General features: G+C 60.1%; 21 protein-coding genes and 2 pseudogenes. 17 read left to right on the top strand and 6 right to left on the bottom strand.

From position 1 onward, the window contains the following. Positions 1-25: 25 nt before the first annotated feature. The 15 genes and pseudogenes from PQR32_RS04700 (at position 26) to PQR32_RS04630 (ending at position 16,895) form a co-directional block, all read left to right on the top strand. On the top strand, positions 26-1,279 hold the full coding sequence (locus tag PQR32_RS04700; RefSeq protein ID WP_408223057.1) for an ABC transporter permease: 1,254 nt from the start codon (positions 26-28) through the stop codon (positions 1,277-1,279). A gap of 38 nt (positions 1,280-1,317) precedes the next feature. Further along, positions 1,318-2,145, top strand: a complete 828-nt coding sequence (locus tag PQR32_RS04695; protein ID WP_408222732.1) for an ABC transporter permease — start codon at positions 1,318-1,320, stop codon at positions 2,143-2,145. A gap of 80 nt (positions 2,146-2,225) precedes the next feature. Beyond that, a pseudogene (locus PQR32_RS04690) lies at positions 2,226-2,392 on the top strand (long-chain fatty acid--CoA ligase); the annotation flags it as partial. A gap of 535 nt (positions 2,393-2,927) precedes the next feature. Beyond that, the gene (locus PQR32_RS04685) at positions 2,928-3,203 is read left to right on the top strand and encodes a GlsB/YeaQ/YmgE family stress response membrane protein (RefSeq protein WP_132382006.1); all 276 of its coding nucleotides are present in this window, start codon (positions 2,928-2,930) and stop codon (positions 3,201-3,203) included. Between the two features lie 1,654 nt (positions 3,204-4,857). After that, positions 4,858-7,230 (top strand): bifunctional salicylyl-CoA 5-hydroxylase/oxidoreductase, encoded by a 2,373-nt coding sequence (locus tag PQR32_RS04680; RefSeq protein ID WP_408222730.1) that lies wholly within the window; start codon positions 4,858-4,860, stop codon positions 7,228-7,230. Then, positions 7,227-8,000 carry an SDR family NAD(P)-dependent oxidoreductase gene (locus PQR32_RS04675; protein WP_408222728.1) on the top strand — a complete coding sequence of 258 codons (774 nt, stop codon included), beginning with the start codon at positions 7,227-7,229 and terminating at the stop codon, positions 7,998-8,000. The genes PQR32_RS04680 and PQR32_RS04675 overlap by 4 nt, the downstream gene beginning before the upstream one ends. After that, on the top strand, positions 7,997-8,557 hold the full coding sequence (locus tag PQR32_RS04670) for a MarR family winged helix-turn-helix transcriptional regulator (RefSeq protein WP_408222726.1): 561 nt from the start codon (positions 7,997-7,999) through the stop codon (positions 8,555-8,557). The genes PQR32_RS04675 and PQR32_RS04670 overlap by 4 nt, the downstream gene beginning before the upstream one ends. Before the next feature lie 27 nt (positions 8,558-8,584). Further along, entirely contained in the window at positions 8,585-9,436 is an 852-nt protein-coding gene (locus PQR32_RS04665; RefSeq protein ID WP_408222724.1) for an enoyl-CoA hydratase family protein, read from the top strand. 1 nt (position 9,437) lies between these two features. Further along, positions 9,438-10,643: an acyl-CoA dehydrogenase family protein gene (locus PQR32_RS04660; RefSeq protein WP_408222722.1), complete on the top strand. Its 1,206-nt coding sequence runs from the start codon at positions 9,438-9,440 to the stop codon at positions 10,641-10,643. Then, on the top strand, positions 10,640-11,083 hold the full coding sequence (locus tag PQR32_RS04655) for an acyl-CoA thioesterase (RefSeq protein ID WP_408222720.1): 444 nt from the start codon (positions 10,640-10,642) through the stop codon (positions 11,081-11,083). The genes PQR32_RS04660 and PQR32_RS04655 overlap by 4 nt, the downstream gene beginning before the upstream one ends. Next, on the top strand, positions 11,080-11,475 hold the full coding sequence (locus tag PQR32_RS04650; protein WP_408222718.1) for a RidA family protein: 396 nt from the start codon (positions 11,080-11,082) through the stop codon (positions 11,473-11,475). The genes PQR32_RS04655 and PQR32_RS04650 overlap by 4 nt, the downstream gene beginning before the upstream one ends. Positions 11,476-11,554: 79 nt before the next feature. Next, positions 11,555-13,195, top strand: a complete 1,641-nt coding sequence (locus PQR32_RS04645; protein ID WP_408222716.1) for an AMP-binding protein — start codon at positions 11,555-11,557, stop codon at positions 13,193-13,195. Between the two features lie 42 nt (positions 13,196-13,237). After that, on the top strand, positions 13,238-14,461 hold the full coding sequence (locus PQR32_RS04640; RefSeq protein ID WP_408222714.1) for a dienelactone hydrolase family protein: 1,224 nt from the start codon (positions 13,238-13,240) through the stop codon (positions 14,459-14,461). A 73-nt stretch (positions 14,462-14,534) separates the two neighbouring features. Next, positions 14,535-15,212, top strand: a complete 678-nt coding sequence (locus PQR32_RS04635) for a glutathione S-transferase (protein WP_408222712.1) — start codon at positions 14,535-14,537, stop codon at positions 15,210-15,212. A gap of 192 nt (positions 15,213-15,404) precedes the next feature. Continuing rightward, positions 15,405-16,895, top strand: a complete 1,491-nt coding sequence (locus tag PQR32_RS04630) for a DHA2 family efflux MFS transporter permease subunit (protein ID WP_408222710.1) — start codon at positions 15,405-15,407, stop codon at positions 16,893-16,895. 69 nt (positions 16,896-16,964) lie between these two features. On the opposite strand, the gene PQR32_RS04625 is transcribed toward PQR32_RS04630, so the two are convergent. From PQR32_RS04625 to PQR32_RS04615, 3 genes are all read right to left on the bottom strand, one after another. Then, a complete protein-coding gene (locus PQR32_RS04625; protein ID WP_408222708.1) occupies positions 16,965-17,240 on the bottom strand; it encodes a hypothetical protein in 276 nt (91 codons plus the stop codon). Further along, the gene (locus tag PQR32_RS04620; RefSeq protein WP_408222706.1) at positions 17,240-17,608 is read right to left on the bottom strand and encodes a hypothetical protein; all 369 of its coding nucleotides are present in this window, start codon (positions 17,606-17,608) and stop codon (positions 17,240-17,242) included. Before PQR32_RS04620 ends, PQR32_RS04625 begins: the two co-directional genes overlap by 1 nt. A 250-nt stretch (positions 17,609-17,858) precedes the next feature. Continuing rightward, positions 17,859-19,634, bottom strand: a complete 1,776-nt coding sequence (locus PQR32_RS04615) for a DUF6531 domain-containing protein (protein WP_408222704.1) — start codon at positions 19,632-19,634, stop codon at positions 17,859-17,861. Positions 19,635-20,035: 401 nt separating this feature from the next. On the opposite strand from PQR32_RS04615, the gene PQR32_RS04610 reads away from it, so the two are divergent. Then, the gene (locus tag PQR32_RS04610) at positions 20,036-20,869 is read left to right on the top strand and encodes an AraC family transcriptional regulator (RefSeq protein WP_408222702.1); all 834 of its coding nucleotides are present in this window, start codon (positions 20,036-20,038) and stop codon (positions 20,867-20,869) included. Between the two features lie 175 nt (positions 20,870-21,044). Beyond that, the gene (locus PQR32_RS04605; protein ID WP_408223055.1) at positions 21,045-22,100 is read left to right on the top strand and encodes a methyl-accepting chemotaxis protein; all 1,056 of its coding nucleotides are present in this window, start codon (positions 21,045-21,047) and stop codon (positions 22,098-22,100) included. A gap of 917 nt (positions 22,101-23,017) precedes the next feature. Here the strand turns inward: PQR32_RS04605 and PQR32_RS04600 are convergent. The 3 genes and pseudogenes from PQR32_RS04600 to PQR32_RS04590 all read right to left on the bottom strand — a co-directional run bounded on the left by PQR32_RS04600 (position 23,018) and on the right by PQR32_RS04590 (position 25,416). After that, positions 23,018-24,202, bottom strand: a complete 1,185-nt coding sequence (locus PQR32_RS04600; protein ID WP_408222700.1) for a porin — start codon at positions 24,200-24,202, stop codon at positions 23,018-23,020. Between the two features lie 105 nt (positions 24,203-24,307). Further along, positions 24,308-24,934: pseudogene (locus PQR32_RS04595) on the bottom strand (DDE-type integrase/transposase/recombinase). A 212-nt stretch (positions 24,935-25,146) separates the two neighbouring features. Next, positions 25,147-25,416 (bottom strand): hypothetical protein, encoded by a 270-nt coding sequence (locus tag PQR32_RS04590; protein ID WP_408222698.1) that lies wholly within the window; start codon positions 25,414-25,416, stop codon positions 25,147-25,149. Positions 25,417-25,829 lie beyond the last annotated feature (413 nt).

The raw sequence follows: 25,829 nt of genomic DNA, 5'->3' as shown, positions 1-25,829 counted from the left end.
ACGAGAGCCCGACTTGACTACCCACATGCCCGCTTCGGCCCGCGCCACGGCCCCGGGCTCTCCGACGAGAGCCGACGGCCGCGCGTCGTTTCAAAAGGCGCGCCGCCGCGCATCGGTGCAGGCGCTTTTGCTCGCGCTGCCGCTGATCGTGTTTCTGCTTTCGACGTTCATCGCGCCGATCGCGCTCCTGCTCGCGCGCAGCGTGGAGAACCACGAAGTGCCGGACAGCATGCCCGCGCTCACGCGCGCGCTCGATGCATGGGACGGGCGCGGCGTGCCGGACGAGCGCATGTTCGCCCTGCTCGCCGCTGGGCTCAGGGAGGCGCAACAAAGCGGGCAGCTCGGCACCGTCGCGCGGCGGCTGAACTTCGACCAGGCCGAGTTCCGTAGCCTGTTGATGCGCACCGCGCGCCAGTTGCCCGCCGATGCGCCGCCCGCGTGGAAACCGGCGCTCGTTGAACTCGACGAACGCTGGAATTCGCCCGAGACCTGGCGCTTGCTCAAGCGCGCCGCCATGTCGCCGACGCCGGACTATCTGCTCGCGGCCGTCGATGCGCACGTGACACCGCAAGGCTCGGTCGCGTTCGTGCCGGACAACGCTTCGGTCTACCGGCAGGCGTTCGTGCGCACGATCTCGATCAGCGCCACGGTCACGCTGCTGTGCCTTGTGCTCGGCTATCCGGTCGCATGGCTGCTTGCGAACCTGCCCGCGAAAAGCAGCAACCGCCTGATGCTCTTTGTGATCGTACCGTTCTGGACCTCGGTGCTCGTGCGCACGACCGCGTGGTACGTTTTGCTGCAACCGGGCGGTGTCATCAACAGCCTGCTGATGGGGCTCGGTCTCACCGCCCATCCACTGCCGCTCATCTTCAACCGCGCGGGCGTGCTCATCGGCATGACGCATGTGCTCCTGCCCTACATGATTCTCGCGATCTACTCGGTGATGAAGAGCGTATCGCCCGTGTACGTGCGGGCCGCGCAATCGCTTGGGGCACACCCGTTCACCGCGTTCGTGCGGATCTACATGCCGCAGACGCTGCCGGGCGTGGGGGCGGGCTGCTTCCTCGTGTTCGTGCTCGCGCTCGGCTACTACATCACGCCCGCGTTGCTCGGCGGCGCAGGCGACGAGATGATCAGCCAGCTCATCGCGATACAGACCAACACGCAACTCAACTGGGGCCTCGCCGGTGCCCTCTCAGCCTATCTCGTGATCTTCACGGCGATCTTCTATTTCCTGTTCAACCGCATCGTCGGCATCGACCGCTTGCGCTTCGGTTGAAACTCGGTTGAAACACGCGGACACGACGAAGGAACGACATGCAAGATCAACGCAACAAGGTGCTGACGGAACGCATCGCCTCGCGATGGGTGCGGCTGCATACAGCGCTTGTGCTGTTCTTCCTGATTGCGCCGATTCTCGCGATCATCCCGCTCTCGTTCAATTCGGGCTCGTACTTCTCCTACCCGTTGCAGGGCTTTTCGCTACGCTGGTATGAGCAGGCGCTCACGAGCGCGAACTGGCAGCGCTCGCTCCTGAACAGCATCGGCATCGGCGCGGCGTCGACACTGATCGCCACGTGCCTCGGCACGCTCGCCGCGCTGGGCATTTCGCGCGCGCAGTTTCCGCTGCGCTCGCTGATCATGCCGATCATCATCTCGCCGATGATCGTGCCGATCGTCGTCGTCGCCGCGGGCTTCTATCTGATCTTCGCGCCGCTCGGCCTTGTGAATTCGTATCCCGGCGTGGTGCTGGCGCATGCGGCGCTCGGCACGCCATTCGTCGTGATCACCGTGACGGCATCACTGCTTTCGTTCGATCAGAGTCTGTTGCGTGCCGCTTCCGGGCTCGGCGCGACGCCTTGGGTCACATTCAGGCGCGTGACCTTGCCGCTCATCACGCCGGCGGTCGCGACCGGCAGCGTCTTCGCTTTCGCGACCTCGTTCGACGAGGTAATCGTCATTCTGTTCATCGGCGGCCCGGATCAAACTACCGTGCCCCGGCAGATGTGGAGCGGGATTCGCGACTCGATCGACCCGTCGATCCTTGCCGTGGCGACGATGCTGATCGTGTTCGCCGTGCTGCTCTTCGCGAGCATCAACTGGCTGCGTGGCCGCACGGCCGCCGCCAGCAAAGCTCTCGTCTGATGCATCGGGGCCGCCCGGGGGCCGAGCTGATCGCCGCAGGCCACCGCCGACGTGCTGGACCCGGACAGGCGGCTCGCGCCACCGGCGACATCGGCACGGTCGATGCTGACGGCGCGCTGTCTATCGTCGGACGCTCGAAGAATCTGATCATCCGTTCGGGTTCAACGTCTACCCGGCGGAAGTGGAAACGGTGACCAATCCCTACGACGGGGTCAAGCAATCCGCCGTGGTCGGCAGACGAATGGGCGCTTGTCTTCCGGCCGCGCCCGACCCGACTTCAAAGCTATCTGGGACCCGAAGAACCGGATGAATTCACGGAAAGCTCAGACCCAACTGGCCTTGTCGGCCAACACGTCCTCAGACAAGCGGCCTACTTCCTTGCTTTGGTATCAGCGTTCGCATGGGCCGCATACTCAATACTCGGGAAGCGTTACAGCACCGTCTCTAGCCTTTCGGTTGGTGCATTTTCACTACCCGCGGGATTGGCGTGTCTCGCATTGCATTTTGCGACGAGTGAAATGCCGAGCTTGACGGCAGGATTGGCTGGTTCTGGTCTACATGGGCGTAGGCCCCATGGGCCTTGCGTTTTACCTTTGGTGCTTTGGAATGAAGAAAGGAAACACGAGCACGACGACTGCGTCGAGCCGTCAGCCAACGGTCCCGGGCTCGGCTTGGATTGAGGGCGCACGAGCCATCGCAGGAACGTCGCTTGCTTGGGTGTCCGTCACAGCGCACTTGCTGGCAATAACCGCTAGAGCGGTTGAACCCAAGGAGTATTGAATATGGACCCGGTTTCGCACGGCATTATTTTTTGGCTGATTATTGGCGGTATCGCCGGTGCTCTGGCAGGCCGGATTGTCGACGGTGGCGGCTTCGGCATTCTTGTCGATATCATCGTGGGGATTGTCGGCGCATTTATCGGAGGATGGCTTGGTGGCGTTCTCGGGCTGCACTTGGGAAGCGGCATCATAGGCTCACTGATTACCGCCCTGATTGGAGCTGTCATCCTGCTTGCCATCCTGCGGCTGTTCAGCGGAGGTCGCGCGCGCTCACTTTGATTCGACAGTCGGTTGGTTCTGGCGGCTGGTCCGCCAAAACCAACTTCCAAAGCTAAGGTGGTGACAAGTCAGTTATCCTCGAAACGCGGTCGAACAGTGCTCATTCATCCCCCGACGGCGGAGGCGCTTTTCACTTTGGAATCACAGTCGGAGGCTGTAGAGCCGTACTAGTGTTCTCCGAACGCTCTCTCGCCAAGAACGATTTTATGCACATTCGAGGGATAGACCCACTGAAGCGCTTGGCATTCGATAAGCTTCATGAACGAAGGCGGTCCGCTGCAGATTACATGAGAGTTCGCGTGGGTGGGACTCACGGCGTGAGCCGCGGCGCTCGCAATCTGCTCCTCGCTTAGACCGATTCGGTGATTGACGTGAGCATGGTCGCGAAGTTCGTCCAAATCCGTCCGAAAGACAGCTCGCTCGGGTGTTCGAGCGAAATTGTGAATTTCCAGGCAGCATCCCGCCACCGATGCGATATGCCTTGCGACACCTGCGATAGCTTTGACTCCAACGCCAGCTGAGAACAGGACATAGCGCGCGCTTCGGTCTACGACAACAGCAGTGTCTCGCGGAACTCCTACGTAAATTTCGTCTCCCCTGTTCCACGCAAATCCTGAATCTGCTCGTGCTGTGTCCCTATCGTCCTCTTGCCGGATTCCCAGTAAAAACGCGTCACGTCGTGAAGGAGCGTGCCATAGCGGGTGCGACCGCACGGCGCGACTTCCATTGCCTCGAACCAGGTCTACTATCGCTCCATCTTCGAACGGCGGTAGTTCCAGCCGGTGCTTTGTCTGCAACTCGACTGCGTGATAACCCTGGGCGAGTGGCCATTTCCGCATCACGGTTGCTGCAATCATCTTCTCGTCCATGTTTTCTCCACTACGGGCCTGCAAAAAGGATGGGAAGTCGCTCGGCGTGACAACGCAGAATCGCGGCCGACACGAAGCGCTATGTTCGATAGCCGGATTCAGAGTAGGACGCGTCAATGTTGACCGCAAGATGCGATAGCCGAATGCCGTTCATATGGCATCCTCGATAATCATACGTGTGCTGGCTGCCGTGCAAGGAGAGGGTACGTAGTGTCCTTCGGATAAGTCGACTAGGCTTTTCAAGTCGCTTTTCTCTACGTCGCAGTTATCCGTATGCAGCAGCACTTGAGCATCAGGCTGGGCGCTCGATGCGTCCCGCGCGCTCAGTACGATGTTGAGCACTGCCATTTCCAATTGCCCAACGTCCACCAGGCAATCCCGCAGGTCGTTCGCGAACGCGGTTCGGACTGAAACTGTGGCTCCGAGCGTCTGCCGCGCAAGTTCGAGCAAGTCCTCGCAAACCCCGTTTAGGTTCACTGTGCGACCAACGAGCACCTGCTTGTGCGCGAAAAGCAGCAACTGTCACAGACTTCGACAGACTCCGCAGATTCTCACCATCCCGGCAATCTGGCCGAAACCGGGCTGATTTCTTATTGGAAACACCGCTGTGAAGGGATGGTTCCGATCTGCGTCGCGTAACGGACTTTATTCTCGCGTGACGGACGTTATTCTTCCCGATCATCAGCGCGCAGCCGCGGCCAGCCGCCCTCTCGAAGTTACTTGACATCTAAACTATCTACGCCTAAATTATCTCCATCAGCAGCGTTCACATATGGGGAACAAGCATGCGCATCGTTTGCATTGGTGGCGGCCCGGCCGGTCTGTACTTCGGCCTTTTGATGAAGAGCCGGAACCCGGCCTACGATGTCACGGTCGTCGAGCGCAACCGCCCGTACGACACCTTCGGCTGGGGCGTCGTCTTCTCCGACCAGACGCTCGGCAATCTGCGTGCCGCCGACGCCCCCAGCGCCGACGCGATTCTCGACGCCTTCAATCACTGGGACGACATCGAAATCAATTTCCGCGGCCGGCAAATCCGTTCGTCGGGTCACGGTTTCTGCGGCATAGGTCGCAAACGTCTCCTGAATATCCTGCAAGCGCGCTGCGAAGAACTCGGCGTCAAGCTGGTTTTCGAAACCCAGGTCACTGACGACAGCATCTACGAAGCCGATCTGATCATCGCCTGCGACGGCGCCAACAGCGCGGTCCGCCAAAAGTACGCGGCCACCTATCGGCCCACCGTCGACATGCGCGATTGCCGCTTCGTCTGGCTAGGCACCAAAAAACTCTTCGACGCCTTCACCTTCGCTTTCGAAGAAACCGAGTTCGGCTGGTTCCAGGCGCACGCCTATCGTTTCGACGACCAAACCTCCACGTTCATCGTCGAAACGCCGGAGCGCGTGTGGCGCGCCGCCGGCCTCGACGAAATGAGCAAGGAAGACAGCATCGCCTTCTGCGAAAAGCTGTTCGCGAAGTATCTGGACGGCAACACGTTGTTGTCGAACGCGGCGCATTTGCGCGGCTCGTCGCAATGGATTCGCTTCCCGCGTGTCGTCAACGATGAATGGGTGCATTGGCGCAGCAACGCGGACGGCACGCAAACGCCGGTCGTCCTCATGGGCGACGCCGCGCATACCGCTCACTTCTCGATCGGTTCCGGCACCAAGCTCGCGCTCGAAGATTCGATCGAACTCGCCAACAGCATGGGCGCGCATCCGGGCGATCTGGCGGCCGCGCTGAAGCATTACACCGACGTGCGCAGCATCGACGTACTGCGCATTCAAAACGCCGCACGCAATTCGACGGAATGGTTCGAGCATGTCGACCGCTACACGTCGTTCGAGCCGGAGCAGTTCGCTTATTCGTTGCTCACGCGCTCGCAGCGCATTTCTCATGAAAATTTGCGTGAACGTGACGCGCAGTATCTGTCCGGCTTCGAAGACTGGCTTGCCCAGCGCTCCGGTGTGAATCGCGCGGCGGAGAAGCACTCCGTCCCGCCGATGTTCACGCCCTTCACGTTGCGCGGCGTCACGCTGAAAAACCGCGTGGTGGTGTCGCCAATGGCGCAATACTCGGCCATCGACGGCATTGCGGGCGACTATCACCTGATGCATCTCGGCGCCCGCGCCATGGGCGGCGCAGGGCTGGTCATGACGGAAATGACCTGCGTCTCGCCCGAAGCGCGCATTACGCCTGCGTGTCCGGGCATGTATGCGCCCGAGCATGTCACGGCATGGAAACGCATCGTCGACCTCGTGCATCGTCAGTCGGACGCGAAGATTGGCATCCAGCTCGGCCATTCCGGCGCGAAAGGTTCGACACGTGTCTCGTGGGAAGGCATCGATCAGCCGCTCGCGGAAGGCAACTGGCCGCTCATCTCGGCATCGCCGCAACAATATCTGCGTGGCGTCAGCCAGCATTCGCGCGAAGCCACGCAAGACGAGTTGCGAGAAATCGAGGCGCAGTTCGTCCGCGCCGCGCAAATGTCGAACGAAGCGGGTTTCGACTGGCTCGAATTGCATTGCGCGCACGGCTATTTCCTGTCGAGTTTTCTGTCGCCGCTGACCAATCAGCGCACTGACGAATACGGCGGCTCGCTGGAAAATCGTCTGCGCTATCCGTTGCAGGTTTTCAAGGCGATCCGCGCGGTGTGGCCGCAAGACAAGCCTATTTCTGTGCGCATTTCCGCGAACGATTGGGTCGAAGGCGGCACGACACCTGATGACGCCGTCAAGATCGCCCAAGCGTTTAAAGCGGCCGGCGCCGACATGATCGACGTGTCATCGGGCCAGGTCAGCAAGGAAGAAAAACCTGTATTCGGCCGCATGTTCCAGACGCCGTTCGCCGACCGCGTGCGCAACGAAGCGGGCATCGCGACCATCGCAGTCGGTGCGATCTCCGAAGCGGACCACGTGAACAGCATCATCGCGGCGGGCCGTGCGGATCTGTGCGCGATTGCGCGGCCGCACCTGGCGAATCCTTCGTGGACGTTGAACGAAGCGGCCAAGATCGGCTATTTCGATGTGATGTGGCCGAAGCCCTACACGGCGGCGAAGTCTCAACTCGAACGCAACCTCGAACGCGAGCGCGCTCAAGCCGCCGCGAACGCCGGTCTGTCGCCGCAAGAACGCGCGCAACGCGCCGAAGGAACCGTGTGAACACGCTCAATTCCACACTCGCGGGACAACACGCAGTGGTCACCGGCGGCGGCAGCGGCATCGGCGCTGCGGTAGCAGAAAGCTTGCTACGCGCCGGCGCGCGCGTCACCATGATGGGCCGCAACGCGGAACGCCTCGACATGCAGCGCGAGAAATGCCGGACGCTGGGCGACGTGACGTGCATCAGTGTCGACGTCACGCAGGAAGACTCGGTCACGAACGCGTTTCATGAGGCCGGTGCAGTCGACATCCTCGTCAACAACGCGGGCCAGGCGCAAGCCGCGCCGTTCACGCACACCGATATGGCGCTCTGGCAGCGCATGCTGGACGTGAATCTCACCGGCGTCTTTCTCGGCACGCGCGCGGTATTGCCCGGCATGCTCGAGCGCGGTCATGGACGCATCGTCAATGTGGCCAGCACAGCAGGACAAATCGGCTACGCATACGTCGCCGCCTATTGCGCCGCGAAACATGGCGTGATCGGTCTCACGCGTTCGCTCGCGTTGGAAGTGGCGACGAAAGGCGTCACCGTCAATGCCGTTTGTCCCGGTTATACGGAAACGGAACTGCTGCACGCATCGCTTGAACAGATCACCAGCAAGACCTCGCGCACCGAACAACAGGCGCGCGAAACCTTGCTTCGCTCGAATCCACAACATCGCTTCGTGAGTCCGGAACAGGTTGCCAATGCCGTCCTCTGGCTCTGCCAACCCGGCTCGGACGCCGTCACGGGGCAATCCATTTCCATCTCCGGTGGAGAAGTGATGTGACCAAGTCACCGAACATCAAGAAGCCCGCGACGGCGGCTGATACGAAACCACCGCGCAAGGGCGTGCCCAAACCTGCGGAGAACGTCGTGGACCTCGAAATGAGCACCGGCGCGGATAGTCACATGGGCTTGCGTCTGTGGCTGCGCATGCTGACCACGACCAACCTCGTGCAAGCGGAATTGCGTAAGCGTCTGCGCAACGAATTCGACACCACGTTGCCGCGTTTCGATCTGATGGCGCAACTCGAGCGTCATCCCGAAGGCCTGAAGATGACCGAGCTGTCGCGTCGTTTGATGGTGACGGGTGGCAACATCACCGGCATTACGGATCAGCTTGAAAAAGAAGGGCTGGTCACGCGTGACAACGATCCGAACGATCGCCGCTCGATCAGCGTGTGCCTGACGCCGGCGGGTCGCAAGGCTTTTGACAAGATGGCAGTCGCGCACGAGCAATGGGTGGTCGAACTCTTCGGCGGTTTGAGCCTCGATGAAAAATCGCGCACCCATCAGCGCCTCGGCAAACTCAAGCAACATCTGCTCGACAGTCTGAAAGACTGATCGGCATCGAACCGCGGAGAGAGACTCATGACACGATCCAACGCCGACGCCCTGCTGGCCGGCAACCGCCTCACGCTAGCCGGCTACGAAGCGCGGCACTTCGGCTGGTCGGTCGCCGACAAGGTCGCGACGATCACGCTGAACCGCCCGGAGCGAAAGAATCCGCTGACCTTCGAGTCGTATGCGGAGTTGCGCGATCTGTTCCGGCAATTGACCTATGCAACCGACGTCAAGGCGGTGGTGATTCATGGCGCAGGTGAAAACTTCTGCTCCGGCGGCGACGTGCACGACATCATCGCGCCGCTGATCGATCTGCCGATGCCGGAACTGCTGCTCTTCACACGCATGACCGGCGATCTCGTCAAAGCCATGCGTCACTGCCCGCAACCGGTGATCGCGGCCGTCGACGGCGTCTGCGCCGGTGCCGGTGCGATTCTCGCAATGGCATCCGACATGCGGCTCGGCACCGCACGCAGCAAGCTCGCTTTTCTATTCTCGCGCGTCGGTCTCGCGGGCTGCGATATGGGCGCTTGCGCGATTCTGCCGCGCATCATCGGCCAGGGACGCGCCGCCGAACTGCTCTTCACCGGACGCTCCGCAAGCGGCGACGAAGGCCACGCATGGGGCTTCTACAACCGCCTGTGCGAACCGGCGACGCTACTTGAAGAAGCGCACAAGCTCGCCGCCGATCTCGTCGCCGGTCCGACTTTCGCGCACGGCATCACCAAGAAGATGCTGCATCAGGAATGGAGCATGAGCATCGACGAAGCGATCGAATCGGAAGCGCAAGCCCAGGCGATCTGCATGAGCACACGCGATTTCGAGCGCGCCTACAGCGCGTTTGCCGCGAAGTCGCGCCCGGTGTTCGAGGGAGATTGAGTTGAGCGCAAACACCGAACTGGATCTGCATAGCGCGCTGGCGTGGCCGTTCTTCGAACCACGTCATCGCGAACTGGCCGCGGGCATCGAAGCGTGGTGCCGCGAGAAGCTGAAGCACGAAGACCACAAAGACGTCGATGCAACCTGTCGTCATCTGGTGCGTGAACTCGGCGAGGCTGGTTGGTTGAAATATGGCGTGGGCGGCGTCGCCTACGGCGGCCACGGCGACACGATCGACACGCGCGCCGTCTGCCTGCTGCGCGAAACGCTGGCCAAACACTCGGGACTCGCGGACTTCGCATTGGCGATGCAGGGACTCGGTTCGGGCGCCATCTCGCTCGGCGGCACGCACGAACAGAAGACGCGTTATCTGCCGCGCGTTGCCAACGGCACGGCCATCGCGGCATTTGCGCTGTCCGAGCCTGAGGCCGGCTCAGACGTCGCTGCCATGGCGCTCTCCGCCCGCGAGGACGGCGACGCCTACGTGCTCGACGGCGACAAGACGTGGATCTCCAACGGCGGCATCGCCGATTTCTACGTGGTGTTCGCGAGAACCGGCGAAGCACCGGGAGCGCGCGGCATCAGCGCATTCATTGTCGATGCGGGTACGCCGGGCCTGGAGATCGCCGAACGCATTGACGTGATCGCGCCGCATCCGCTCGCGCGTCTGCACTTTGCTGGCGCGCGCGTGCCGCGCAGCCAGATGCTCGGCGCGCCCGGCGAAGGTTTCAAGCTCGCCATGCGCACGCTGGATATTTTCCGCACGTCGGTCGCGGCTGCGTCGCTCGGCTTCGCGCGTCACGCGATGGCCGAAGGGCTCACGCGTGCCGCGTCGCGCAAGATGTTCGGGCAGACGCTCGGCGATTTCCAACTGACGCAAGCCAAACTCGCGCAAATGGCCTTGACCATCGACAGCAGCGCGTTGCTGGTCTATCGCGCCGCGTGGCTGCGCGATCAAGGCGAAAGCGTCACGCGTGAAGCTGCAATGGCCAAGTGGCACGCGAGCGAAGGCGCGCAACAGGTGATCGACGCCGCGGTGCAACTCTACGGCGGCATGGGCGTGCAAAGCGGTACGGCCGTCGAGATGCTGTATCGCGAGATCCGCGCGCTGCGCATTTACGAAGGCGCGACCGAAGTGCAGCAACTGATTGTCGGACGCGATCTGTTGAAAGCGCATGCTGCCGCTGTCGGAGACAACGCGAAATGAGCGCGCCTTTCGAACGGCCCGTGCGCATCCGCTTCTCGCACTGCGATCCGGCGGGCATCGTGTTCTTCCCGCAATATCTGGTGATGACCAACGCGCTGGTCGAAGACTGGTTCAACGAAGGCCTGCATATCGACTACGCCCACATGATCGCGCAACGCCGCCTCGGCTTGCCGATCGTCAAACTCGACTGCGAGTTTTCGCGGCCGAGCCAGATGGGCGAAACGATCACGCTGACACTTAATGTTGTGGCGATCGGGCGGCGCTCGATCAGCATCGAAATCGTCGGCCATTGCAACGGCGAAACCCGTTTCTGCGCGAAACAGGTGCTCGTCACGACGTCGCTTGAACGCGGCACATCCATCGACATTCCCGCCGACATCGCGAGCGCGCTCGCGACGTTCGCCCCACAGTCCGACTCCACCGAGGCGCATCGCTCATGAAAAAAGCTCTTCTTCCTGCCGGCTGGGTCAAGCCGCGTGGCTACGCGAACGGTGTCGCGGCAACCGGCACGCAAGTGTTCATTGCCGGTCAGATCGGCTGGGACGAACAGGCGCGTTTCCAAACGACCGATTTCGCCGCGCAAGCCATTCAGGCGCTCAAGAATGTGCTCGCCGTTTTGCACGAAGCGGGCGGCAAGCCCGAGCACCTGGTGCGTTTGACATGGTACGTCACCGATAAACGCGAATACCTCGCTGCGTTGAAAGACATCGGCCGCGCGTTTCGCGAGCTGATCGGCGACTACGACATCGCGATGAGCGCGGTACAAGTGGTCGCGTTGATCGAAGACGAAGCAAAAGTCGAAATCGAGGCGACCGCCGTGGTCCCTCAGTAACAGAACAACGAAGCACACGAAAAGAACCCACCAAGCCAACCGAAGCGCATTTAGCCGGCTCAACGCCCGGGAGACCATGATGGAAACGTCAGCACACGTCGATACCTTCGCGCGCGACAATCTTCCGCCGCAAGATCAATGGCCCGTCTTTCTGCTCGACAACCCGGACGTCGCCTATCCGGCGCGCCTGAACTGCGCGACGGAGTTGCTCGACAGAACCATCGATGCGGGCCACCGCGATCATCCCGCGATCTGGTCCGATGTGGACGGCACGCCACTCGCCACCACTTACGGTGAACTGCTGGCGCTCGTGAATCGCAGCGCGCATGTGCTGGTCGACGAAATGGGACTGCAACCCGGCAACCGCGTTTTACTGCGCGGCCCGAACACGCTGCATATGGCCGTGACCGCACTCGCGGCGCTGAAGGTGGGGCTCGTCGTGGTGCCGACCATGCCGCTGCTGCGAGCCAAGGAACTGAAGCAGATCATCGAGAAAGCGCAGGTCGGCGCGGCATTGTGCGACGCTCGCTTGACTGCCGAGTTGGCGCGCTGTACCGATCCGGAAGACGAGTTCTACTGCGCGGGCTTGAAGCAAACGCGCCTCTTCCACGACGACGCCGCTGATTCCCTCGACACGCTCGCCATCAACAAGCCCGACCACTTCACCGCTTGCGACACCGCCGCCGACGACGTCTGCCTGATCGCCTTCACGAGCGGCACGACCGGCGCGCCGAAAGGCTGCATGCACTTTCATCGCGATGTCGTGGCCATGTGCGATCTGTTTCCGCGTCACGTGCTCAAGCCCACGTCGAACGACATTTTTTGCGGCACGCCGCCGCTCGCGTTCACGTTCGGACTCGGCGGCTTGTTGTGTTTTCCGTTGCGCGTGGGCGCGTCTACGGTGCTGATCGAGAAGCTCACGCCCGAGACTTTACTGCAGACGGTCGAGCGTTTTCATGCGACCGTCATGTTCACCGCGCCGACTTTCTATCGGCAGATGGCGCCGCTCGTTGCGCACCACGACATCTCTTCGTTGAAGAAAACCGTGTCGGCGGGTGAGGCGTTGCCGGATTCGACGCGGCGTCTGTGGCGCGAGGCGACCGGCATCGAGATGATCGACGGCATTGGCGGCACCGAGCTGATCCACATTTTCATTTCGGCGCAAGGCGACGAGATTCGTCCGAACGCGATCGGCCGCGCGGTGCCGGGTTACGTCGTGCAGGCCGTGGATGACGACATGCAACCGGTCGCGCCCGGCACCATCGGCAAACTCGCGGTGCGCGGCCCGACCGGCTGCCGCTATCTCGCCGACGAACGGCAGAAGAAGTTCGTGCGCGACGGCTGGAATCTGCCCGGCGATTCCGTCTATCTCGACGAAGATGGCTACGTGTTCTACCAGGCACGCGCCGACGACATGATCGTCTCCGCCGGCTACAACATCTCCGGCCCCGAAGTGGAGAGCGTCCTGCTGCAACACGACGCGGTATCCGAATGCGGCGTAATCGGCGTGCCGGACGAAACCCGCGGGCAGATCGTCAAGGCGTTCGTCGTGGTCAATCCCGGTTTCGAACAGGATGACAAACTGGTCGCGCAATTGCAGGATTTCGTGAAAAATAGCGTGGCGCCCTATAAATATCCACGTGTCATCGTGTTCGTCGATTCACTGCCGCGCACCGAAACCGGCAAGCTCAAACGCTTCGAGTTGCGTACGATGGCCTAGCCCACCTTCCCTGAGCAACCAGGTTGCATGGAGACACACCGCATGGCCGCCTCTTTCATCGAAGTCGTCGCCCACGATGGCGGCCGTTTCAATGCGTACGTCGCGCGTCCGGCGCAAGGGTCGGGTCCGGGACTCGTACTGCTGCAGGAGATTTTCGGCATCAACGACACCATGAAGGCGATGGCCGACCGCTTCGCTGAAGAAGGTTATGTGGTGCTGGTGCCCGATCTGTTCTGGCGCATCAAACCGGGCATCGTGCTCGGTTATGGCGAAACCGACATGAAACAGGCGCTCGACTATCTCGGCCAGTTCGACACGGACCTCGCAATCGACGATATCGCGGCCACAGTCGCCGCATTGCGCGCCCTGCCCGAACAGGCCGGCAAAGTCGGCACGGTGGGTTACTGCCTCGGCGGCAAGCTCGCGTTTCTGAGCGCCGCGCGAACCGATGTCGATTGCGCGGTCAGCTACTACGGCGTGGGCCTCGAAGCGTATCTGGATGAAGTGCCGGCGATCCGCTGCCCGATGGTGTTTCACTTCCCCGAAAATGACTCGCACTGTCCGCCGGAAACGCGCGAACGGATCAGCGCCGCGTTGCGCACGCGGCCGCAAATCGAGCAATACGTGTATCCGGGTTGCGATCACGCGTTTGCGGCGCCGTCGCGCCCGCAATACGACAAGCCCGCCGCGATGATGGCGTATTCGCGCACGCTCGCGCTGCTGCGCAAAGTGCTGGGTCCGGTCTACGATCTCAACGCACTGTGGGAAGCGCATTGCTATTACGAGTTCGCCACGCGTGACGTGGACGCCGTCATGCCGACCATGGTCGCTCAGCCTTACGTCAATCACGTTCCGACGATGACCGGCGGGGTCGGTCATGACAACCTAAAACGTTTCTATACGCATCACTTCGTCAACTCGAATCCGGTCGATACCAAGTTGATTCCGATTTCGCGTACTATCGGCGCGGATCGCATCGTCGATGAATTCATTTTTAGCTGTACGCATAGCTGCGAGATCGACTGGCTGCTGCCCGGCGTCGCGCCGACCGGTAAGTATTTCGAGGTGCCGATGCTGGCTGTCGTTTGTTTTCGGGGCGACAAGCTCTATAACGAGCACATCTATTGGGATCAGGCTTCCGTGCTGGTGCAGGTGGGCTTGCTGAACCCCGAGGGACTGCCGGTCGCAGGCATTGAAAGTGCGCGCAAACTGCTCGACGAAACGCTGCCGTCGAATCAGTTGATGGGCAGCAAATCGCGCGTGTGAGATGCGACTAGAGGCCTGCCTCTGCACAACATCCTTATGATGTGACACTCCACTGGCCACCGTCCCTCGACTCATGCTGATCGTCCATCATCTGAACAACTCCCGCTCGCAACGTGTGCTGTGGCTGCTCGAAGAACTCGGCGTTCCGTACGAGATCAAGCGTTACCAGCGCGACCCGAAAACGATGCTGGCGCCGCCCGAGCTGCGCGCGGTGCATCCGCTCGGCAAGTCGCCGGTGATTACCGACGATGGCCAGACCATCGCCGAGTCGGGCGCGATCATCGAGTATCTGATCGGCAAATACGGGCAAGGACGTTTTGCGCCCGCGACGGGCACGCCGGAGCGGCTGCGTTACACGTACTGGCTCCACTACGCGGAAGGTTCGGCGATGCCGCCGCTGCTACTCAAGCTCGTGGCGCTGCGCATTGCCAGTGCGCCAATGCCGTTCTTCGCGAAGCCGATCGCGCGCAAGATCGCCGCCACGCTGCAATCGAGTTTCATCGATCCGCAGTTGAAGCTGCACCTCGGTTATATCAATCAGGAGCTGAGCAAGACCGGTTGGTTCGTCGGTGACGATTTCACGGCAGCGGATGTGCAGATGAGTTTCCCGCTCGAAGCCGCCACGGCGCGCGGCGGCATGGAAGGCCAGATTCCGGCGGTGGTCGATTTCCTCAAGCGCATTCATGCGAGACCGGCGTATCAGCGGGCGCTGGAGCGTGGCGGCAAGTACGAATTGCTTGGCGGCGATTGAGGTCCGCGCCGACCTGGAACTCGTAGTTGTGGGTCGAAATTCGCGGGTGCTAGACTGACAAATTCCATTGTCGTCAACGAGTTGCCAACCGGTTGATCGGTATTGCGCCGGGTTGTGGTTCTTTCGGTGCGGTACCTGGTTCAGCGGCGGCGCGTCCGGCATTCAATCGACCATGCCTAAGGAGCCGCCAGCATGACCCATTCCATCCACGGCGACAAACGCTGGCTCGCGCTGATCGTGCTGTGCCTCGGCGTGCTCATGATCGTGCTCGATACGACGATCGTGAACGTTGCGCTGCCGTCCATTGCGGCGGATCTCGGCTTTACCGAGACGTCGCTCGTGTGGGTAGTCAATGCGTACATGCTGACGTTCGGCGGTTGTCTGCTGCTGGGTGGACGGCTCGGCGATCTGTATGGGCATCGCAAGCTGTTTCTTATCGGCATCACGTTGTTTACGCTGGCGTCGCTTGCTTGTGGGATTTCGAATTCGCAAGTGCTGCTGGTGTGTGCGCGCGCCGTTCAGGGCGTGGCGGGCGCCATCGTCTCCGCTGTCTCGCTGTCGCTCATCATGAATCTGTTCACCGAACCCGGCGAGCGTGCGAAAGCCATGGGCGTGTATGGTTTCGTGTGCGCGGGCGGTGGCAGCATCGGTGTGTTGCTTGGTGGGCTGCTGACCAATCTGCTGAGCTGGCATTGGATTTTTCTCGTCAATCTGCCGATCGGTATTGCTGTGTACGCGCTCTGTGTTGCGTTGTTGCCGTCCGCACGCGGTCATGCGCATGGAGAGCGCCTCGATGTGGCCGGCGCGGTGTCCGTCACCGTTTCGCTGATGCTGGCTGTCTATGCTGTTGTGAATGGCAATGAAGCTGGCTGGACTTCGGCGCAGACGCTCGGTTTGCTGTTTGCCTCGGTGGCTCTGCTCATTGTGTTTCTCGTGATTGAATCGCGTGTGCAGCATCCGTTGATGCCGCTCGGTCTGTTTCGCTTGCGCAATGTAGCGACGGCGAATGTAGTCGGCGTGTTGTGGGCTGCTGCGATGTTCGCGTGGTTCTTCATCTCCGCGCTGTATTTGCAGCGCGTGCTGGGGTATCGGCCGTTGCAGGTTGGGCTCGCGTTTCTGCCGGCTAATCTGATCATGGGATTCTTTTCGCTCGGGCTGTCGGCGAAGGTGGTGATGCGGTTTGGGCTGCGTTTGCCGCTCGCTGTGGGGCTGCTGGTCGCGGCGGCTGGGCTTGCGTTGTTTGCTCGTGCGCCGGTTGGTGGGAGCTTTGTGGTCGATGTCATGCCGGGAATGATTCTGCTCGGCTTCGGCGCGGGTATTGCATTTAATCCGATGCTGCTCGCCGCTATGAGCGATGTCGATCCGAGTGATTCGGGACTCGCGTCGGGTATCGTCAATACGTCGTTCATGATGGGTGGGGCGCTTGGGCTCGCGGTGTTGGCTAGTCTTGCTGCTGCGCGTAGTGAGGCGATGCAGGCGTCTGGCGATGCGGTCGCTGCGCTGAACAGTGGGTATCACGTGGCGTTTTTGTTTGGGGCGATTTTTGCGGCGGTGGCGGGGGTTTTGGGTGGGTTACTGTTGCGGCCGGGGCAAGCAGGCGGTGCCGGGGCGCAGGAAGGAGGTGACGATCAGCACGTACCGGCCGAGGATGAGCGGACAGGGGCCGCCGGGAATACGTTCTGATCGTACAGCGCTAAGTCCTCAGTGCCATGACCGGCGGCGGATCGGTCACGGCACCCAACATCAGGTTTGTTACTCTTCTGGGGGTTTGTCGATTGGATGCTGTGTAACGGATAGGTATTGCTTCAAACTAGGTCGTCCCGCTGCAATCACATTGAGCACCACGACTCCAAGCTGTCTCGCCAGTTCGTCGTCAAACCTGAATTCGTCGTTGTCTAAAAAAAATGGCACTTCCATTACATCGGCCACGAGTGGAGCCAGCTTCGCTGAGTCTACAGCCTGCATGATCAACTGCTGAGACTCTTCGCTGTAGGTCAAAACCACGGAATACGGCGGATGATTAGTCATCAATATCCCCTGCATTGTTGATATCTGTCAAACGCATTCGCGAGACAGATCTTGTAGTTTGCCATGCCCCTTGGTTTGGCCATTAGTCTGCATGCATCCATATCGTTTTCATACTTCGCGTAGCAATCGGCGTCGTGGTGATCTCCGCCGCCGCACTTAACCATTCCCCCGTCCCCGCTTCCGGCTCCAAAGAGCACGCCGTAAAGCGTCGACCTCTTCGCGGAGCTGGTCAGATCCGGCACGAGAGCGGGATAAGGAACCTGTGACTGATCAGTCAGCATCAGTTCCGTCGCCTCACGCCATTTCGGAAGCTCTTCACTCAGTTCACTACCAAATAACTTCCCCGTCAACTTGGCTTTCCACACCATGTAGCATTCGACGCAAAGTTTTGGAACGAATGTATCGGTGCCAGACTGGATGCCTGTGAGGTTAGCGGGTGGCGACACTGGGTCATTACCCAACACCCAGTTGGTGAGTCATACATCTAGTTCAGCGTCGCTGACCGGCTGCCACCATGCGCCGTTAGTTGAGACTTTCGCTGACCGTGACGCTACCGTTCCATTTGCGGCGTACCCGTAGTCGACTGCCAGTACCCGGGATAGTCCGCCGTTTGCCGAACTAGCCGGCTCCGCTGTATTGGAAGGACTTCACGCGCCCGCGCACGTCGTAGGTAATGCTCGCCTGACCGCTATTGCCCGCTATTTGTGTTGCACGATTGGCGGCGTTTCGAGCGAGCGTTCGCATCGACCAGCCCGAAACGGCATCCTGGGCCGTCTCGATGTTGCCTCTCATGCCGTACGTGTAAGTCCAGTCTTCAAACTTCGAGCCATTCCGCACAATGGTGGCAGACAGAAGGCGGTTGGCCGAATCGTAGCGTGCGCCGACCGTCCATTGGTTTCCCGTGCCGACCGCTTGCATCCCCTGCTCGCCTGTCAGGTCTGTCGTTTCCCGCTCCGCATAACCTGTGACATTGCCGGCCGCGTCGTAGACGAACGCGCGGATCTTGCCCGGTGTGGCGACCAGATGCGGACGCAACGAGCTGGCATCGTTGTACTCGATTGTCGTTACCGTCTTCTTCCCAGCGACAGTCGCAATTGCTTTTGTCGGCCGATTAGCGCTGTCCCACGTGTATTGCGTGTTTCCGTCGGGAGTCTGTTTCTGCTGCAGGTTCCCTGCTGCATCCCATGTGCGCGATACAGTGCCAGCAAGCGTGGTGATCGACCGTGGACGCAGCGTGTCCAGGACATCAAACGAGTACGCGCTCTTGCCAGACACGTCACTGAGCGTCGTCGTGCCGCGACCATAGCTCAATGATGTATTGCGACGTGTGTCGGGATGCGTAACCGAAACTGCGCGTCCACCGACATCGTAAGCCCACGTTGCAGTCCGGGACCCGGATTCGTCCTTTACCCCGGTCAATGCGTTTGGAAAGCGGAGGTCTTCGTACAGATACTGACGAACGTAACCATCCGGCTCGGTTAGCGAAACAAGATTGCCTTTCGAATCGTACGCATAGTGCACGGAATCGCCCGAAGGGGTTACCACGCTCAAAACGCGACCGTTGTTGTCGTATGTGAGGCTGATCGACATTCGTGACGCCGTCTGCCCTTTGCGGTCGATCGGCCACTGGCCGATCGCCACAACCCGATGCCCGTCGTACACCACCTCGCGATACATGCCCGTACGGGTTGTCTCGGAAGAGAACAGACCGGTGGTATCCGAATACGCTTCAGTCGTACCGAGCAGTTCGTCCTTCAGATAAAAGTATCCGTCGCCGGCTTTGGTTAGAGAGAGCCAGCGGTTTCCGGGAACGATCCACGCTGTACCGCTCAAGCTAAACATCAAAGGTTGCTGATCGCCCCGATAGGCAACAATGTGCGGCACGCTTGAGTTAGCGCCGGATAGATCAATCCTGCGCTGCCAGTTGTTGACCCAATTGCGGCCCATCACCGTTTGCGCGGTGTCATAGGGCTTCGAGAGATATGTGCGCTTAAAGACAAGCGGAGAAACGTCGCCGCTCGCAAAATCAGCCTCTGAAAGCATGACGATGCCCTTCGCCGGCAATATCGGGTCCGCTACCGGACAGGAGTCGTCAGGCTGAGGCGGAACCGGTACGCCGCCGCAATAGTCGCGTATCCAGTTCGACGCATGGGGACAGTTGTAGTAATTCACCGAGTTGTACGGATCGTCGTTACCCGTCGTCATGGGTGAAGTCCCTGCGACCTGGATAGCACAGGTGGGAGTGCCCGGAATCCCGAGGGACTTCTGATAGGTCTGCATGCATTGCATGTAGGTGGCAGCATCGGCGCAAACGCCAGACATCACCAAACCGGACGCGACGATGAGGCGGGCAAATCTGCTCGCCCACCTGCTGTTTGACTTCCACACTTTCATGCTTCTCCTTTAATTATTTGGTATTCGAAATAGGCTCGCGACCCATTCCATGGAAAAATGAAAGGCGTGAAAATCCGACAAATCCTAAAAAATTACGGAATCCTTTTGTTCTGACACGCGAGGCCAGTCAATACAGATGTGGACCGTAGGAAAACGACCATGCAGATGTAGGACAATGCCGCATTGCGACGATGAAAACTGGAATGACAAAACCGTGGATCGCCGAAAATGGCCGGGCGGAAAACGACCTCTTAGGTCATATATGATGTGTAGTTGCATGCGGTCTCGCCATGTCGCGCGGATATCGAGCTGTTGCAGCCGCCTCCGCAAAACCGCAATCCCGATCAAACACCCCGGATTGGCGCTCGCTATGCTGGTTCCATGCTGACATGAGAGCCCATATGAACCCGGTTGGAAAAGCGCTCTGGTTTATCGAAAGCCACTATGCCGGCGAGTTGGCGCTCGACGACATCGCCAGCTGCGGATGCGTGTCGCGCTTTCACCTGGCGCGCGCCTTCGAAGCGGCCACGGGGTTTTCGGTGATGCGCTATGTGCGCGGGCGTCGCTTGAGCGAAGCGGCGCGGCGGCTCGCTAGCGGCGCACCGGACATCCTCGCGGTCGCCATCGACGCCGGCTACGGTTCTCACGAGGCATTCACGCGCGCGTTTCGCGAGCAATTCGGGCTCACGCCCGACGCGCTTCGCACGCGTGGCCATCTCGACAACCTCGCCCTCGTGGAGCCGATCAAAATGGACGAAACCCTTCTGACCCATCTCGAACCGCCGCGCTTTGAAGACGGCAAAGCGTTCCTCGTCGCGGGCCTGAGCGAGCGCTACACCTGCGAAACCTCCGCTGCGATTCCTTCGCAGTGGCAGCGCTTTGGCGACTACTTCGGCAAAGTGCCTGGCCAGGTCGGCAACGTGGCGTATGGCGTTTGCTATAACGCTGACGACAGCGGCAACATCGACTATCTGTGCGCCGTCGAAGTCAGCGACTTCTCGGCTTTGCCTGCCGAACTGAGCCGCTTGCGCATTTCGCCGCAGCGGTATGCGGTGTTTAGTCATCGCGAGCATATTTCGACGATCCGGCGCACCTGGAACACGATCTGGAATCAGTGGCTGCCGGCATCGGGACACGTTCCCGCGGATGCGCCGAACTTCGAGCGGTACGACGAGAAGTTCGATCCCGTCAGTGGCATGGGCGGCCTTGAGATCTGGTTGCCGTTGAAGACCTGAAGAACCCGCACGCCGGTCGCGGCGATGCACGCGCCCGGTGCGTTGCCGGTGACATCGCGTAATCACTTGCACCAGCGCGTGAAGCGCCAAACGTTTGCTGCGTGCAGGCTGGCGCGAGAGTGCCCCGTAGATCAACCCGGCCCGATGTTTGCTCTTATGTAGTCACAACATTGCAATCAACCGGGACCAGGTCATGTCGAATCCGCTTGAAATTGTCGAGCTGACGCATCACGTCAAGAAGCTCGCGACGGGGAAAATTTCCGATATCAACGACATCAATCGCGAGACCACCTTTCTCGCGCTGAACGCCTTGATCGAAGCGGCGCGCGCCGGCAATGCGGGCCGCGGCTTCGCGGTGGTGGCGAATCAGGTCAAGCAGGTGTCGGCGCGCATCGGCGAAATCACGACCGTGCTCAATCGGGAGCTCGCGGGTTCGCTGAACAAACTGACCGATCTCGGCGACAACATGATCGAACGCTTGCGCTCGCACGAAGGCCAGCGCTGCGCCGACCTCGCGCTGAACATGATCGACGTGATCGACCGCAATCTGTACGAGCGCACGTGCGATGTACGCTGGTGGGCGACCGACTCCGCCGTGGTCGACTGTCTGGCCAACGCGAACGACGACACGCGGGCGCATGCGTCGCGCCGTCTTTCGGTGATTCTCGACAGCTATACGGTGTACCTCGATTTGTGGATCGTCGATGCGTCCGGCAAGGTGGTCGCGAATGGCCGGCCCGATCGCTATGCGGTGCAGGAGCGCAATGTCGGTGATGCGAGCTGGTTTCGCAACGCGATGAAGACGCCATCGGGCGCGGACTTCGTTGCAGGGGATATCGAGGCGCTGCCGCTTTTGAGGCACGCGCAGGTCGCGACTTATGCGACGGCGATCCGCGAGAACGGCGCGGTGGACGGCAAGCCGATTGGTGCGCTGGCGATCTTTTTCGATTGGGCGCCGCAGGCGTCGGCGGTTGTTAAAGGTGTGCGGCTTAGTGATGAGGAGTGGACTCGGACGCGGTGCTTGATTGTTAATGCGGCGCATCGGGTGATTGCGAGTTCGGATGATAAAGGCGTGCTTGAGGAACAGTTTCGGCTTAAGACCGATGGTGAGGCTGCTGGGTTTTATCGGTTGACGGATGGGCGCACGGTGTCGTTTGCTGCTACGCCGGGGTATGAGAGTTATCGGGGGTTGGGGTGGTATGGGGTGGTTGTGCAGGGGGTGGCGGGTTGAGCGTCTTTTGATGTGAAGGGTGGCGTACGGTTGCGCCACCTTCTTTTAATCGTTCAGTCTATCGCCCATGCCGATTGCTGAAGTTTTGCGATCGCTTAGTGTGGTGCGGTGGTTGGTTGCTGGGTCGCGTCGGGCCTTAACGTCGCTGCACTTTTGGATGATGCGCTTTTGTGCTGTGGCGCGTCGGCGGTGGCGTCGGATGCTTTCGCTCTCTGCGATGCCTCGGCCAGCTGCCTGCATGGCGTGCGGTGATGCGGCTATGCGGGAAGCCCTTTGCCTGCGGCTTCCTGCTGTGGATCCTGCTTGCTCGCTGTGATCGATAGCTGCTATGAAAGATCGAGCCCAGCATCATTTTTCACGTCGGTTATCTGCGACTCGCAGGTGCGAGTGTCCGCCAGAGGAGATACTCAGGACCTCGCTGGTAAATATTCCCTATCCGTTTGGCAGCGAGTCGGCGTGTCGTGCGATATGGCATTGGGCTTGCAAACGCGTGCTCGCCAGATCAATCGCGTTGGTGTTGCCGGAGGTAAGCGCGAAACAGACGCGTCGCGGCCTTTCTCCAAACTGAATCAGGTCGTCCGCTGCCGCCACCCCTTCCCTCTCGCAGTTGCGTGACCCGAATGACCAGAGAACCAATCGAATATCGATAGGCGGCGTCAATTGGGTGTCGCTGTCACTCCGACATCACACATTGGCCACTCAAACTGACGAAACACGACGGTGTCAGTTTCGTCCTGATCGACGGTGGTCCCGACGCCGATGATGACTTTCATCACTCACCTCGGCAGGAAGGAAACGCTTCAATACTAGACGCGCATCGGCTTTTTAACACTCATCCGCTCCGATCAGGAATCTGGATTCTCGAATGGTGTGAAACGCCAGCGCGAGCGCCCAAATTCACAACGTGCTGGAACTCGTCAGAACTTCACACGCAAGCCGCCTAGCACGGCGACCTGCCGATTGGTCGACGATGGGGTTCCCACATCGGCAATCGCGGCGATTTTCTGGTAGCCGGAACCGACACGCGTCGATGCATCGCCCGCGGCGAGTTGATAGACGCCGGAAAGATAAAGATCGGTGCGCGCGCTCAACGCATAGTCCAGCCCCAGCGTGAACTGATGCCAGCGCGGTTTCAGCTGTTTCCCGCTCAGTCCGGTCAAGCCATCCGCGCGGCCGTCGGTGAACGTATACACGCCGATCAGCGTCACTGCAGGTTTGAGCAGATACTGAAGATTCGCATCGTAGTTGTTAAATTTGCGCGACGAGCCATCGTTATAGTCAAGTCGTGTTTGGCTGAACGCAAAGCCTACCGTTGTGGGTCCGAATACGTAATTGCCGCCCGCCGCTGCAATCTGCTGACGCTCGACACCGCCGTCCAGGCCATAGAAGAGCACGCCACCGTAGTCGTCGCTGGCGATCGTGCCACCCACGGCGCCACTCGTGTTCGACTTCGCGTCCGGACGATCGAGCACGACATAGCCGCCGCCAATCGAGAATGGACCGTTTACGTAGTTCGCCGCCGTTCCCCATGCTCGATTGTTGCCGAACCCTTGACCGTTTCCACTATTTGCCTGGTTGCTGAATCCGTAGAGCGCGTCGACTGTAAAACCTCCAATCGCGTCACTGCGAAACTTGGCCGCGTTGTTGATCCGGAACGTTTGATTCAGGTTGTCGTTGTCGCCAATGTGCGTTGCCGGCGACCAGAGTCCCGGACCCGCAAAACGCGCCACAAGATCGGCAATCGGTTCATATTGATGCCCGAGCGTCAACCTGCCAATTCCGGTCTTTGCGATTCCAACAAACGCTTGCCGACCAAATTCGCGGGACGCCTGACCAAACGTGCCGTCGTTCGGACGGAATCCGTTTTCCAGCGTGAATACCGCCTTCAACCCGTCGCCCAGTTCTTCGATACCGCGCAGACCCCAGCGACTGCCGCCCACTCTGCTGCCCGTCTGTTGCACGTTACTCGAGCCCTTCTGATTGTTGGTGTATGTGATGCTTTCGTCGACGACTCCATACAACCTGACGGAACTCTGTGCTTGTGCAACTACAGTCGCGACGACAAGAACGCCAGCGGCACAGGCGAGAGTGGCTCGTTTCACGGCTTCCTCTTTTCGGTTGGTGAGCACAGCTCTGTCATATTGGATTGCTCGTGGTGCAAGAGCGCACACGAGGCGAGTTTGCCTACAAAGAGGGGGGTTTTAGGACTAGCCGGGTAAAGCAGGCCACGCAGCAAAGCGTTCGCCGGGTGGTCGCGATCGGGCGAAGCGCGCAGGAAATGTCGCGTAAGCGCGAAGTGCTGCCGGAAGAGGCCAAAGCTTGACAGAAAAGCCTGCGAGCGAGTGATGCGGCGCCTGCATTCACGAGTAGTTCGATGGCTGTTTTCGGCCCGCTTGTTCATCCGGGCACAGGTCTTGACGAAGACGTGTTCGACGGGGGCGACTTCCGGTATTTCGGCCTTCGCCGCCGGGTAGCTGAACAACTGGTTGGTCACGATCCTCATTAGCGCTTCGGAATACGACCCCAGTATGCATCTATGAAAACCCTTGGCCGCAGGCTTGTCGCGATGCTTCTGCAGCAGAACGTCGAGTTCGGCGCAGCGCTGATCGTTGGCGCCCAACAGTAGATACGGTTCGCCAACCTCGCACCAGCACCGTATCGTCTGCGACAGAGACTTCCATCGCAGTTGACAGTCATGCTGCGCTCAAACGGTATTCCTCCAATGTAGCCCAGACTTAACTGGAACCTGGAAAATACCAGCGCCCCGCACAACCAGTGACCGCGCCCGAAACCCGATGCCAGTGACAGAGCGCCGGCGATTTCCTTTTCGACACGCCCTACCAGCAAATCCGGTTACCGTAAGAATGCCTTAAACGGGCATCGTTCTGGTGATATTCGACAAACAAACAGTTTCCATTTCAGATCAGCTCATCATGATCTTTCTGATCATCAATGAAGCAACATTGGCGAGATTCGAAACTGACGAACCGGAATACGCCATGCTGTTTCGATTGTCCCAAACGCCGCTCTGGCCCGCGACGGCTCGTTAGCCGCCGCCCTGGTAAAGGTCACGCAACTTCGCTGCCTGACCACTGTTCTGAAAATCCTCCAGCTCGCGCATCACCTGCTCGCGTGTTTTGCCAGGGGAAACAGAAGGCGCAGGCGTGATAGTCGGAGCCCCGACCGCTGGATCCTGAGGGGCGTTCCGCTCCACTATGGAATCCTTCTGGTTGGTCGCTGATTGCGCGAAGCATCCGTCTGCTGAGATTCCAGTCATCAGGGCAGGACAGACGGTGACCGATTTGTAAAGTTTCATGAGAAATCTCCTGCGGAGTTTAAGAGATCGGCGTGTGCCTCTTTCGTCGCCCGACAGCAGTCCTCGCTTGAACCGGGCAAGTCAGGCTCATTGCAACGATCAACCAATCTGGAGGCATTCGACGAATGCCTTCTCAGCGTTGCTGTCGTCCTCATTCTTGGTCAGACGAAACGCCGTCACAACGCACATGAGTAGGCGGTGGACAAGCAACACCGTCGAAAGATGTATGCATTCCCGTTGTCCGATTCGGGTGAAGTATCGGACAGCCGGCCTCCATGACGGCGCTTCTTGCTGAACCCATGCAGGTGTGGAGAATGCGGCACGACGCCGTTGATACATTTGTGGCTGATGGTAGTGATGGCGACCTGTTATTCTGTTTTTATCGTATGGTGGCTACGCACGAAAGTGCTGTG

This window comes from Paraburkholderia dipogonis (assembly GCF_046027395.1).
Lineage (GTDB): Bacteria > Pseudomonadota > Gammaproteobacteria > Burkholderiales > Burkholderiaceae > Paraburkholderia > Paraburkholderia dipogonis_A.
This window is presented reverse-complemented; position numbering and strand designations above follow the sequence as displayed.